Genomic DNA, 12,116 nt, shown 5'->3' on the forward strand with positions numbered 1-12,116 from the left:
GCGCGGCGGCTACAGCATCGTGGCGGGTGAGCGCCGCTGGCGTGCCTGCCGTATGGCAGGGCTGAACGATGTGCCGGTGGTCATTAAGGAAGTCAGCGACGAGCAGGCCATGGAGCTGGCTCTGGTGGAAAACCTGCAGCGCGAGGATCTGGACCCGGTGGAAGAAGCAACCGGCATCCGGGAGCTGATGACCCGCTGCGGCCTGACGCAGGAGCAGGCGGCACAGAAGCTGGGCAAGAGCCGCAGCGCACTGGCCAACAGCCTGCGCCTGCTGAACCTGCCGGAAAACGTGCTGGAACTGCTGAAAAGCGGCTTTATCAATATCGGCCACGCAAAGGTGATCCTGAGCCTGCCCACGCCGGAGCTGCAGGAACAGGCGGCGCAGATCATTGCGGACAACCAGCTGAACGTGCGTCAGGCCGAGGCGCTGTGCAAAAAGCTGGCAAAGCCCGCAAAGGAGCCCAGAGAGCCCCAGCCGCGCGGCACCCTGCCGGTGGAGGTGGAAGAAAGCCTCAAGCAGGTGCTGGGCAGCGAGGTGAATGTGGCCTACCACGACGGCAAGGGCAGGCTGACCGTGCATTTCTATTCAGACGAGCAGCTGCGGGCCTTTGCCAACCTGCTGGGACAGTACCAGAACGAAGAATAAAGCGATCCAAGGCGGGCGACCGTCTTTGAACGGCACAGGGGAGGGGATCTTCTGTGCGAACCGAAATAGAGCAAGGAGAGTCAATCATGCTTGATATCAAATTTGTCCGTGAAAACCCGGACGCTGTCAAGGAAAACATCAAGAAGAAGTTTCAGGATGCAAAGCTCCCGCTGGTGGACGAGGTCATCGAGAAGGATGCCAAGTACCGCGCATGCCTGAAGGAAGTGGAAGCCCTCAAGGCTGCCCGCAACAAGCTGAGCAAGGCCAACGGCCCCCTGTTCGGCCAGCTGAAGAAGTGCACCGATGAGGCACAGAAGGCCGAGCTGCAGGCTCAGATCGATGCCAACAATGCCGCCGTCAAGGCCGATGCCGACAAGATGGCTGAGCTGGAAAAGGAAGAAGAGACCCTGTCCGCACGCATTCAGGAGATCATGTACACCATCCCGCAGATGATCGATCCCAGCGTGCCCATCGGCCCGGACGATACCTACAACGTGGAAGCACAGCGCTTTGGTGAGCCTGTGGTGCCCGATTTCCCCATTCCGTACCACACCGAGATCATGGAGAGCTTCGACGGCATCGATATGGACGCTGCAGGCCGCGTGGCCGGCAACGGTTTCTACTATCTGCTGGGCAACATCGCCCGCCTGCACGAGGCTGTGCTGGCCTATGCCCGCGACTTTATGATCAACAAGGGCTTCACCTATGTGATCCCTCCCTTCATGATGCACGGCAACGTGGTGCAGGGTGTCATGTCCTTCCCGGAAATGGATGCCATGATGTATAAGATCGAGGGTGAGGACCTGTACCTGATCGGTACCAGCGAGCACACCATGATCGGCCGCTTCATCGACCAGACTCTGGACGAGGCCACTCTGCCCCTGACCCTGACCTCCTACAGCCCCTGCTTCCGCAAGGAAAAGGGCGCTCACGGCATCGAGGAGCGCGGCATTTACCGCATCCATCAGTTCGAGAAGCAGGAAATGATCGTGGTCTGCCGCCCCGACGAGAGCGCTGACTGGTACGAGAAGCTGTGGAAGAACTCTGTGGAGCTGTTCCGCAGCATGGAGATCCCGGTGCGTCAGCTGAACTGCTGCTCCGGCGACCTGGCCGACCTGAAGGTGAAGAGCTGCGATATCGAAGCATGGAGCCCCCGCCAGCAGAAGTACTTCGAGGTCTGCTCTTGCTCCAATCTGGGCGATGCACAGGCACGCCGCCTGCACATCCGCGTGAAGGGCAAGGACGGCAAGACCTATCTGGCCCACACCCTGAACAACACCTGCGTGGCACCTCCGCGTATGCTGATCGCCTTCCTGGAGAACCATTTGCAGGCCGACGGCACCGTGACCATCCCCGAAGTGCTGCAGCCGTATATGGGCGGCCTGAAGGTCATGGTTCCCACCCATAAGAAGGGCTGAAGAATTGACCGGCTTTTCCACAAGGCTCGGATAAATGGTTGAAAAATCCCGCTTTCTATTCAATGGAAAGCGGGATTTTTGCGTATCTTCGTTTGTATTTTGGACGACACGAAAAAATATGATTTTTTTAAAAATATGTGTTGACAAAAGGGGTATCTGTGGGTATAATAATAGAGCACTGTTCAAGTGCACAAACAATATGTGGCGGTATAGCTCAGTTGGCTAGAGCATTCGGTTCATACCCGAAGTGTCACCGGTTCAAATCCAGTTACCGCTACCACTTTTACAGAGTTTCGCTAAGGTTAGGGGGACGGTCGTCTGCAGTAGTGGACGATGGAAGTCGGAGGTTTTAGCGAAGCTCTGTATTTCTAAGGCCCGTTGGTCAAGCGGTTAAGACACGGCCCTTTCACGGCTGTAACATGGGTTCGATTCCCGTACGGGTCATAAAAACGCCTTTGCGCATTGCGCAAGGGCGTTTTTAATTTGACCCGCACGGGAATCGAACAGCACGGCCCTGCGCAGCAGGGTAAGCAATCAGCCCAGTGGGCTGTTGCTTAGTGCGCGGGTCCCAACGACCAGGAATGTCTAATGTGGTAGCTGTTTCATGCAACCCGTACGAGGAATCGAAGGAACACGGCCGCCCGCAGGCGGCAAAAAAGAGCCCAGTGGGCTCTTTTTTAGTGTTCGGGTCCCATCCTGTAGGAATGTCTAATGTGGTTGCTGCCGCTGCATTCGCTCGGGGGATTTTTAATTTGACCCGTACAGGAATCGAACAGCACGGCCCTGCGCAGCAGGGTAAGCAATCAGCCCAGTGGGCTGTTGCTTAGTGCCTCGGGTTGCGGCTCCCAGCATCCGCGCGTGCCTTGGGCGGCACTTGCGTCTTGCTGGCCGCTGCCCCAACAACTCCTCCCTGCATCGGCCACTGGCCGCGGTCGTCGTTGTTGCAGGTCCCAACGACTAGGAATGTCTAATGTGGTAGCTGCCGCTGCATTCGTTCGGGGGATTTTTAATTTGACCCGTACGGGAATTGCAGCTGAGCTGACCGCCGCCAGCGAGCAAAGACTTCCCCCGGTCGGGGGAAGATGTCGCATAGCGACAAAAAGGGGAGTACAGGGAAGCAAAGCTGGGGCCGTGGTCAGCGGGATGCGAACGCCGCTCCAAGGCGTGAAGCATACGCTGGGAACCACAACCCGAGACAGGGCGGCGGCGCGCCTTCATCTTGAATACCACATGCCATTTTATGGATAAAAAGCCCGGCAGGGGAACACGTTCAGGTGCTCTTCTGCCGGGCTTTTCTGCATTTTTCCGCAGATCTCCGACCTGAAATAGTAACAAAATTATGTCAATTTGACATCAATCCTCCATTTATAACCGCGAAAATTGACTTGCACACCAAAAACTCTGGAATATTCTAGCACTTTCCATATAAATTCATGACAAAGTTTGATAGAAATAATATCTTGTATACAGGCTGCACTTACGTTACAATACAGATGATATTTCAATTGTACGAGCAGAAGGGAGGAAATGGAGTCCACAAGGGCGGTTTTCAATCACGAGTACAGGCCGGTGGCGGATGCAGCGTGCAGTTTTTGCATCATCTGTTCCCATCGCCTGATGCTTAGAACAGGAGGATGTCAATGGAAGTCTTTTTGCAAGCACTGGTAAACGGGATCCTGCTGGGCGGTTTCTACTCCCTGATGGGTATGGGCCAGAACATCATTTTCGGTGTTATGAACATCGTCAACTTCTGCCACGGCGAAATGTTGATGGTGGGCATGTATATCACCTATGTTCTGTATACCTATTTTGGGGTGGATCCCTATGTAGCCCTTCCCATCGTTGCAGTGCTCATGTTCGGTCTGGGTGCGCTGATCCAGTCCACTCTGATCACCCCTTCGCTCAAGACCAAGAGCTTTACGAACCTGCTGTTCCTCACCGTCGGTCTGGGCCTGCTGCTCACCAACGGCGCTCTGGTCATCTTTGGTTCCACCTATTATAAGATCATTACCCCTTATTCGCAGACCTATATCCCGCTTGGCCCGGTCACCATTGCGCTGCCGCGTCTGGTCAGCTTCCTGATCCTGATCGTGGTCGCCATTGCACTGTTTGCCTTCCTCAAGTATTCCACCACCGGCAAGCAGATCCGCGCCGTATCCCAGAACCCCATTGGTGCTGAGGTCGTGGGCATCAACGTCAAGAAAATTTACATCCTGACCTATGGTCTGGGCGTTGCTCTGGCCGGTATCGCCGGCTCTCTGCTGACCCAGTTCTACACCATCTATCCCACCGCAGGCGCAAGCTTCGGCTTCCGCGCACTGATCGTCGTGGTCGTGGGCGGTCTGGGTTCCATCCCCGGCGCATTCTTCGCCGGTATTTTCCTGGGCCTGCTGGAGCAGATGAGTGCATTGTTCATCAGCCCGTCCTACAGTGATATGATCGTGTTCGTCACCTTCATCATCATTCTGGTCGTGCGTCAGGTCATGATTCTGAGGAGGCGATAAGATGGATACCAGAAAAGCAGTTAAAACCTATCACCGCAATCTGGCGATCGTTCTGGCTATCATCGTCGCCATCTTCGCAGCGATCCCGCTGGTCGTGGATAAACCTTACATCATCAACATTTTCGTTCTCACCTTCTATATGTCCACCCTGTCCATGGCGTGGAACATTCTGGGCGGCATCACCGGCCAGAACTCGCTGGGTCTGGCCGCTTACATGGGTCTGGGTGCTTATGTGTGCTGTCTGGTGGTCACAAAGACCGGCATGAACCCCTGGGTGGCCGCTGTGCTGGATATGCTCGTTGTGGGCGTTGTGGCCGGTGTCATCTTCTTCCCCAGCCTGATCCTGCGCGGCCCCTACTTCACGCTGGTGTCCATCGCGTTTGCCGAGTCCATCCGTCAGTTCATCATCAACTCGGAGTTCTTCGGCCGCGCATCCGGCGTGGGCCTGCCCTTCGGCAAGGACTCCTTTGCGCAGTTCCGCTTTACCAGCAAGGTGCCGTACTACTACATCGGCTTCATCATGATGGTGGGCGTTTACCTCATCATGAAGAAGATCGGCCGCTCCAAGCTGGGCTTTGCGCTGCGCACCATCCGCGAGGATGAGGACGCAGCCGCCGCCATCGGCATCAACCCCACCAAGTACAAGGTCATTGCCGTTGTCATTTCGGCTATCATTGCCGGTCTGGTCGGCTTCTTCTACGTCAGCTACATCCGCTACATCGACCCCGATGTTATGATCCAGTCCAAGTCCACTGAGATCGTGCTGCCGGCAGTCGTGGGCGGCGCTGCCTACATCGAAGGCCCGCTGATCGGCGGCCTCATCATGATCCCGCTGAGCGAACTGCTGCGTGCAAACTTTGCCGCCATCCTGCCCGGCATCAACATGCTGATGTATGCCATCGTGCTGATCGTGGTCATCCGCTTCCGTCCGTCCGGTATTCTGGGCTGGTACATGAACTCGAAGGTCAAGACCTTCATCGATGAAAAGATCCTCAAAAAGCCGTCTCTGGACGTGCTGGAAGAGTATGAGCTGATGGCAGACAAGGGAGGGAAGTAATCATGGCAGAAAAGCCTATTATTGAAGTCCAGGGCCTGACCAAGCGGTTCAAGGGTCTGACCGCCGTGCATGATGTTTCTTTCTCGGTGGAGAAAGGCTCCATCACCGGCATGATCGGCCCCAACGGTGCTGGTAAATCCACCACCTTCAACATGATCTGCGGCTACTACCCGCCCACCGAAGGCAAGATCTTCTACAATGGTGAGGACATCACCAACAAAAAGGCGTATGAGTACACCAACATGAAAATCGCCCGCACCTTCCAAATCATGAAACCTCTGAAGAACCTGAGCGTTCTGGATAACGTCACCGCCGCCGCCTACTTCGGCCACGCCGGTGCAAAGAGCGAAAAAGAGGCCAAGGAGCGCGCCATGGAGGTGCTGCACTTCACCGGCCTGTACGAAAAGCGTCATGTGATCTCCAAGGACATGGGCACGCCGGACCAGAAGCGTCTGGAGATGGCCCGCGCTCTGGCCACCAAGCCCGAAGTGCTGTTTCTGGACGAGAACATGGCAGGCTTGAACCCGGCTGAGACCGAAGAGGCCATCCAGCTGATCCGCAAGATCAACGAGTCCGGTGTCACCATCCTGCTCATCGAGCACATCATGAAGGCGGTCGTGAGCCTGTGCGAGAAGGTCATCGTCCTTCACCACGGCGAAAAGATCGCTGAGGGCACGCCCGAGCAGGTCATGAACGATCCCTACGTCATGGAGGTGTATCTGGGCACCAAAAAGGAGGGCGCAAGTGCTTAAAGTTGAAGGTCTGAACGCCGGTTACGGCTCTGTGAACATCCTGTGGGACATCGGCTTTGAGGTGAAGGATGGCGAGATCGTTGCCATCCTTGGCTCCAACGGTGCCGGTAAGACCACCATGGTGCGCACCATCACAGGCATGGTCAAGGCCAGCTCCGGCAAGGTGGAGTTCAACGGGGAGGACCTCTCCGGCAAAAGCTCCCGCGTTATTCTGGACAGCGGCATCGTGCAGGTGCCGGAAGGCCGTCAGCTCTTTACCGAGATGACCGTGCTGGAAAATCTGGAACTGGGTGCATTCAATAAGGAGACCAAGGCGCATTTTGCAGAAAATCTGGAAAAGTGCTATAACTGGTTCCCCAAACTGCGCGAGCGCGCAAAGCAGGCTGCCGGCACCCTGTCCGGCGGCGAGCAGCAGATGGTGGCCGTGGCCCGTGCGCTGATCGGTATGCCCAAGCTGCTGATCCTGGACGAGCCCAGTCTGGGCCTTGCCCCCAACATCGTGGACGACATTCTGGAAGTGGCCAAGACCATGGTGAAGAATGACGGCATCTCGGTGCTGCTGGTGGAGCAGGATATCACCAAAGCCCTTGCAGCGGCTGACCGCGGCTATGTTATTGAGAATGGCCGCGTGGCACTGGAAGGAACCGCCGCCGAGCTTTCGGCAAACGAGCACGTCAAGAAGGCGTACCTCGGCATCTGATTTTGGAAACTGGATGTCCGGCGGGCACTACTTCACACGGTGCGGCGGGGCATCTCGGATTAACAAGCTGTTTTTTACAAACAGAATGGAGGACAATTATGAAAAAGATCTCTCGTAGAAGCTTCCTGAAGGCATCCGCTGTTCTGGGCAGCGCAGCTGCTCTGACCGCCTGCGGCGGCTCTTCCGCTTCCACCAGCACTGCAGCATCTACCAGCACCGCAGCATCCGGCAGCACTGCAGCAGCCAGCGGTGATACCATCAAGATCGGCACCATCTACGCAATGTCCGGCGGCAACGCAGCCATCGGCGAGAACATCCTGCGCGGCATCGACTTCGCAGTGGACGAGATCAACAAGGCAGGCGGCGTGAACGGTCAGATGCTGGAAGTTGTCCGCGGTGATCACGCAGGCGACGCAGCCACCGGTAAGTCTGAGGCAGAGCGCCTGATCACTCAGGAAGGTGTCAACGTCATTATGGGCTGCCATATGTCCGTTGTTACCGAGGTCGTGGCTCAGGTCTGCCAGCAGTACGGCATCCCCATGATCACCGCTATCTCCACGCTGGACCGTCTGACCGACGAGGACCACAAGGACTACGATTACTTCTTCCGTCTGTGCCCGCTGAACTCCGTCTACGTGGAAGATATGCTGAAGTATCTGCAGGACTCCAAGGAGCAGACTGGCAACGAGATCAAGAAGGTCGCCATCTTCACCGATAAGGCTGCCATCGGTCAGGAGCTGATCCGCTGCGTCAACCTGTTCGCACCCGATTACGGTCTGGATGTTGTGGCCGAGGTGGACTACAGCTCCAACGCGACCGACCTGTCCTCTCAGGTGCTGGCTCTGAAGCAGGCTGATCCCGATGCCATCCTGTGCGACTCTTACATCGGCGACGCTACTCTGTTCGTCCAGACCCTGAAGGAGCAGAACTACAAGCCCAAGATGATCGTTGCCAAGGCAAACGGCTTCACCGATCCTTCCTTCATCCCGAACCTGGGCGCATCCGCAAACGGTGTGGCTTCTGTTGTCGAGTTCAACCCCGACCTGACCAACGGCGTGGAGATCAACGAGGACTTCAAGAAGGTCTACAACGTCAACATGAACGGTCACTCTGCTGAGTCCTACACCGTTGTGTGGCTGTTCAAGACCGCCATCGAGAAGGCTGGCTCCACCGACGGTGCTGCCGTCCGCGACGCTCTGGCAGAGCTGTCCATCGACGGTGCATTCGAGGGCGGCCGCAAGATCGTTCTGCCCTACTCCAAGATCGAGTTCGCTCCCGAGTACGAGATCGGCGGCGCAAAGCACTACCGTGACAACACCTACGCTTCTGTTGCAATCGCACAGGTGCAGGATCAGGAGTGGAAGACTGTCTGGCCTTTCGAGTTCGCTTCCTCCAAGATTCAGGAAGTCACTCTGGGCTGATAAAGTTACCCCAAAGAACACAGCAGGCGAGCCGCCCAATGGGCGGCTCGCCTTTTGGCGTGTTGCTTCCCGTGTAGAGCGTATTCGAGTAGGGGATAGGCTGTGTGGCTTTTATGAAGTCGTTCTCCGCCGGGTATGTTCTCTTTTGCGTGCCAAAAGAGAACCAGAAAAGCACCCGCTACTTTCGAAGCGCGGGAGGCACGAATTAAGGGCTACTCGCCCTTAATAATCCCAAAGCAGTAGGCTCCACCCCAAAAAGCTGGAGATTCCCGCCTGTTCGGCGTGAAGATCTCTTAACCGCTTTTGGGGGTTCCGCCAATCAGAAGTCGCTGCGCGACGGCCGCAGGCCGACAGCAGCAGATGCCGCTTCCCGCCACGACCCCTTCCCGTGAAAAAGCAGCTCAGAAAAATCCGCAGATTTTTCTGAGCTGCAAATAAAAATAAATTTTCCGCTAAACATGCCCAGAGTAAAACGGAGGGCATTCTAAATCGTCAACTCTTCTGGATATAGGTAAAAATATCCTCCGGCACTGCCGCCAGTGCATCCGCACCGGCAGCGGTCAGCTCTGCGCGGCCCCGGAAGCCCCACAGCGCGCCCATGGCGGGCAGCCCGGCATTGTGCCCGGTGAGGATGTCCACATCGCTGTCGCCCACAAAAAGGGTGGCAGAGCGGTCTGCACCGATCTCGTCCATCAGCGCATACAGCCCGGCGGGGTCCGGTTTGGTGGGCACGCCGGGCCTGTTGCCGCGCACAGCGGCAAAGCGGCCGGTGCCGAAATAGTGGGCGATGATCTTGCCGCAGAGCGGGTCGGCCTTGTTGGAGAACACTGCGCACTGAACACCCTGTGCCCGCAGCTCGTCCAGCAGCTCCGGGATGCCGGGATAAGGGGCCGTCTTGTCCTCCTTGTGGGCGTCGTACCGGGCAGTGAATTCAGCTAGCGTGGCCGCCAGCTGCTCCGGCGTGCGGGCATTTTCCGGCGAAAAGCGCTCCACCAGCTTCGGGATGCCGTTGCCCACCATGTGCTTGAACTGTTCCACCGTAAAGGTGGGCCAGCCATGCTGTGCACACACCCAGTTGCCTGCATCGGCAAGGTCGTCGATGGTGTTCAGAAGGGTGCCGTCCAGATCGAATAATACAGTTTTTATCACAGAAAAAGACTCCTTACAGTTTCAGAAAAGCAAAAAAGGCAATTCGATGCACTTTACGCTGCGCACCCTGCACTTCACCCCGCCCGGAAAGGTGAGGGTGAGATTCGTGCGGTGCACCGCCGCGGCCCATGGCGACTGCATGGCCGTCAGGGCCGGAACAGGGCAGAGCACGCAGATGTCGTGCAGATGGAAGCCGTGCTGCCAGCGCAGGGTCAGGCGGCCGTTTTGCAGCCAGATGCCCTCTTTGCGCCAGCCGTTGTACGCACCCACCAGCAGGGCGGCAAACACAGCAGTGACCACCAGCAGCGGCACCGTAAGCGCAGGCAGGGTGTAGCGGGATACCGCTGTCAGCAGCAGGCACAGCCCGCAGGGGATGCCGGCAGGCAGAAAAAACGCCGGGATGCTGCGGCCTGCGGTGTCCACCGGGGCTTTTGGCGGCAGGACAAAGCCGGGCAGCAGCTCCTGTAGAAAGGGGCCGTCCTCCCGCCAGACCAGCAACGGGATCTCCGGCCGGCAGCTGCCTGCTGTAACGAACACCGGGCAGCAGCCCAGCGCCCATGTGGCAGGCGAGCGGCGCAGGTCCGCATAGCTCAGATGTTCCAGCGCAAGGCGCATCTCATACCGGCGCACAAAGCCGCCCCTGCTGCCAAGGTGACTCTCGGTGCGCCACACGGTGTAATGGGCCGCATGGGCCGCACTGCGCACAAGGCTTGCGCAGAACAGCACACCGCCCAGCACCAGCAGCCATGCTGTGCCCATGGGCAGCCAGCGCGCCGCCCACGCCGCAATGCGGTTCAGGTGGGCAAAGGCTGCCGTCTGGGCATCCGGCGCATAGGGCCTGCTCTGTTTGATGGCCAGCGCCAGCAAAGCAAGGGTGGAAAGGCCGTTGGCACCCAGCACCGCAAAGGCCAGCTTTTCGCCGCCGCGCGGGGTGTGGGCCACAGCATCCCGGCGCGGCATCATGCGGTCAGCTAAAAACTGCGCGTTCTGCGCGCTCAAAAGCAGGGTCAGGGTGCGCTTCTGCCCGGCAGGGTACAGCACCACCCGGCTGGCACCGGCCAGCCGGTAGAGCAGGGGCCGCTCGATGGTGAGCGCTGCCAGCTGGCTGGCTTTCAGGCAGCGGTCCAGCCGCACGCCCAGCCGCCAGCGCACCCGCAGGGTTCCCTGTGCATCCACCCGCCAGCGGCCTGCGTGCAGCACGGCGGCGCTCACAGCGGCAAGCACTGTCAGCAGCGCCGCGCCCTGCACCAGAGCCGTGCGCAGCGCCGCCCAGTTGCGGGCAAACAGCACCTGCAAAAGCGGCAGCAGATAGAGCAGGATGGTCTTGCGCAGAAAATGCAGCACCGCAAACGGGTGGAAGCCGCGTTCGGTCATGGCGTTTCCTCCATCAGCACAGCGGCAAGGGCCTGCGCCTGCAGGGCATCCACGCCCGGCAGGAACAGCTGTACGCCCGGGCCGTGAACCACCAGCACGCTGCACCCGGCCAGCCACAGAAGCGGCGTGCGCAGGGTCCACACGCCAGTCACGGCCCGGCGGGGAAGCTGCCGTGTGATGGGAACGGCGATACCGGCCCGCACGGCAGTGTTCCGGGCGGTGAGCACTGCGGTAAAGCTGCAGGCTCTTGCCCATGCGGCGAACACAAGGCACACCCACAGGGCACAGAAAATACACCCGGCAAACAGGCTCTGCCAGAACACAAAAGGCGCGCAGAACACGCCGGGAACAGCGGCCCAGACGCACAGCACGGCCCGGCCCTTGGGCGGGATGATCAGCGCCGTGCGCAGCAGGTCACGTTCGGTCATTTGTCGGAAAGGCCCCAGGCATCCATCAGCAGGTGCAGGGTGTCATCCTGCGTCAGGCAGAGGATGCGGTCCCACGGCAGTAAGGTGGTATTGCCGTGGGGGATGATGAACTCCGCATCGCGGGTGATGCACACCAGAATGACGTCGCCCGGCATGGGGATGTCCTTGACCGCCTGCCCTGCAAACTTGAAGTTCTCCGGCAGCAAAATTTCGTTCAGGCTGGCTGTGCCGCCGCCCAGCGAGAGCAGCTGGCGGATGGTATCCGTCTCGATCTCGCGCTCAAGGATGTGGCTCAGGTTGTCGGTGCCGCACACTACGGTGTCCACGCCTAAGGTGTGCAGCAGCTCCCGGTTCTTGGGGTTGGAGGCCCGGGCCACGGTGCGGTTCACGCCAAACTCCCGCTTTGCGATCTGGCAGGCCACAAGGTTGTTCTCGTCCGCACCGGTCACGGCCACAAAGGCATCGCAGCTGGCAACGTCGGCCGTGCGCATGGTGTCAAAGCTGATGGCATCGCCGCAGATCACCGGGATATCCAGCGAATCGGCCAGCGAACGGCACAGCATTTCCTGCGGTTCAATGATGGTCACTTTGTGGCGGTGGGCCAGCAGGCTCTGGGCCAGATACATGCCCACCTTGCCGCCGCCTGCGATACAAACTTTCATATGCT

The 12,116-nt window shown here is 58.5% G+C and carries 11 protein-coding genes and 2 tRNA genes; 9 read left to right on the forward strand and 4 right to left on the reverse strand.

Annotated elements, in window-relative coordinates; translation table 11 throughout:
* The 9 genes from QZL71_RS07205 to QZL71_RS07245 all read left to right on the forward strand — a co-directional run.
* The coding region (locus tag QZL71_RS07205; RefSeq protein ID WP_294648374.1) for a ParB/RepB/Spo0J family partition protein at positions 1–646 on the forward strand (646 nt) is incomplete at its 5' end.
* Positions 647–732: 86 nt separating this feature from the next.
* On the forward strand, positions 733–2,064 hold the full coding sequence (serS, locus tag QZL71_RS07210) for a serine--tRNA ligase (RefSeq protein WP_005937144.1): 1,332 nt from the start codon (positions 733–735) through the stop codon (positions 2,062–2,064).
* A gap of 203 nt (positions 2,065–2,267) precedes the next feature.
* Positions 2,268–2,344: transfer RNA gene (locus QZL71_RS07215), tRNA-Met, on the forward strand.
* A gap of 92 nt (positions 2,345–2,436) precedes the next feature.
* A tRNA-Glu gene (locus QZL71_RS07220) sits at positions 2,437–2,508 on the forward strand.
* Positions 2,509–3,704: 1,196 nt separating this feature from the next.
* The gene (locus tag QZL71_RS07225; protein WP_005937151.1) at positions 3,705–4,568 is read left to right on the forward strand and encodes a branched-chain amino acid ABC transporter permease; all 864 of its coding nucleotides are present in this window, start codon (positions 3,705–3,707) and stop codon (positions 4,566–4,568) included.
* A gap of 1 nt (position 4,569) precedes the next feature.
* On the forward strand, positions 4,570–5,625 hold the full coding sequence (locus QZL71_RS07230; protein ID WP_249235273.1) for a branched-chain amino acid ABC transporter permease: 1,056 nt from the start codon (positions 4,570–4,572) through the stop codon (positions 5,623–5,625).
* Between the two features lie 2 nt (positions 5,626–5,627).
* Complete coding sequence (locus QZL71_RS07235; RefSeq protein ID WP_005937157.1) at positions 5,628–6,377, forward strand: ABC transporter ATP-binding protein; 750 nt, start codon at positions 5,628–5,630, stop codon at positions 6,375–6,377.
* Entirely contained in the window at positions 6,370–7,077 is a 708-nt protein-coding gene (locus QZL71_RS07240) for an ABC transporter ATP-binding protein (RefSeq protein WP_005937160.1), read from the forward strand. The genes QZL71_RS07235 and QZL71_RS07240 overlap by 8 nt, the downstream gene beginning before the upstream one ends.
* Positions 7,078–7,175: 98 nt before the next feature.
* Positions 7,176–8,498, forward strand: a complete 1,323-nt coding sequence (locus QZL71_RS07245) for an ABC transporter substrate-binding protein (protein ID WP_097774088.1) — start codon at positions 7,176–7,178, stop codon at positions 8,496–8,498.
* 492 nt (positions 8,499–8,990) lie between these two features.
* Here the strand turns inward: QZL71_RS07245 and QZL71_RS07250 are convergent, their stop codons facing one another.
* Genes QZL71_RS07250 through QZL71_RS07265 form a run of 4 tightly spaced genes read right to left on the reverse strand, consistent with a single transcriptional unit; the run spans position 8,991 to position 12,111 of the window.
* Positions 8,991–9,647 carry an HAD family hydrolase gene (locus QZL71_RS07250; RefSeq protein WP_120081274.1) on the reverse strand — a complete coding sequence of 219 codons (657 nt, stop codon included), beginning with the start codon at positions 9,645–9,647 and terminating at the stop codon, positions 8,991–8,993.
* A 21-nt stretch (positions 9,648–9,668) separates the two neighbouring features.
* The gene (locus tag QZL71_RS07255) at positions 9,669–11,021 is read right to left on the reverse strand and encodes a PH domain-containing protein (protein WP_294648375.1); all 1,353 of its coding nucleotides are present in this window, start codon (positions 11,019–11,021) and stop codon (positions 9,669–9,671) included.
* Positions 11,018–11,449 (reverse strand): hypothetical protein, encoded by a 432-nt coding sequence (locus tag QZL71_RS07260; protein ID WP_005937098.1) that lies wholly within the window; start codon positions 11,447–11,449, stop codon positions 11,018–11,020. Before QZL71_RS07260 ends, QZL71_RS07255 begins: the two co-directional genes overlap by 4 nt.
* Positions 11,446–12,111 (reverse strand): potassium channel family protein, encoded by a 666-nt coding sequence (locus tag QZL71_RS07265; protein ID WP_005937095.1) that lies wholly within the window; start codon positions 12,109–12,111, stop codon positions 11,446–11,448. The genes QZL71_RS07260 and QZL71_RS07265 overlap by 4 nt, the downstream gene beginning before the upstream one ends.
* Between the last annotated feature and the right edge of the window lie 5 nt (positions 12,112–12,116).

It is taken from the genome of uncultured Faecalibacterium sp. (genome assembly GCF_900066275.1).
Taxonomy (GTDB): domain Bacteria; phylum Bacillota; class Clostridia; order Oscillospirales; family Ruminococcaceae; genus Faecalibacterium; species Faecalibacterium taiwanense.

What these genes read in the sequence shown, in the direction of transcription:
- serS (WP_005937144.1), top strand. Translation starts at nt 733, where the DNA reads ATGCTTGATATCAAATTTGTCCGTGAAAACCCGGACGCTGTCAAGGAA.
- QZL71_RS07225 (WP_005937151.1), top strand. Translation starts at nt 3,705, where the DNA reads ATGGAAGTCTTTTTGCAAGCACTGGTAAACGGGATCCTGCTGGGCGGT.
- QZL71_RS07230 (WP_249235273.1), top strand. Translation starts at nt 4,570, where the DNA reads ATGGATACCAGAAAAGCAGTTAAAACCTATCACCGCAATCTGGCGATC.
- QZL71_RS07235 (WP_005937157.1), top strand. Translation starts at nt 5,628, where the DNA reads ATGGCAGAAAAGCCTATTATTGAAGTCCAGGGCCTGACCAAGCGGTTC.
- QZL71_RS07245 (WP_097774088.1), top strand. Translation starts at nt 7,176, where the DNA reads ATGAAAAAGATCTCTCGTAGAAGCTTCCTGAAGGCATCCGCTGTTCTG.
- QZL71_RS07255 (WP_294648375.1), bottom strand. Translation starts at nt 11,021, where the DNA reads ATGACCGAACGCGGCTTCCACCCGTTTGCGGTGCTGCATTTTCTGCGC.
- QZL71_RS07260 (WP_005937098.1), bottom strand. Translation starts at nt 11,449, where the DNA reads ATGACCGAACGTGACCTGCTGCGCACGGCGCTGATCATCCCGCCCAAG.
- QZL71_RS07265 (WP_005937095.1), bottom strand. Translation starts at nt 12,111, where the DNA reads ATGAAAGTTTGTATCGCAGGCGGCGGCAAGGTGGGCATGTATCTGGCC.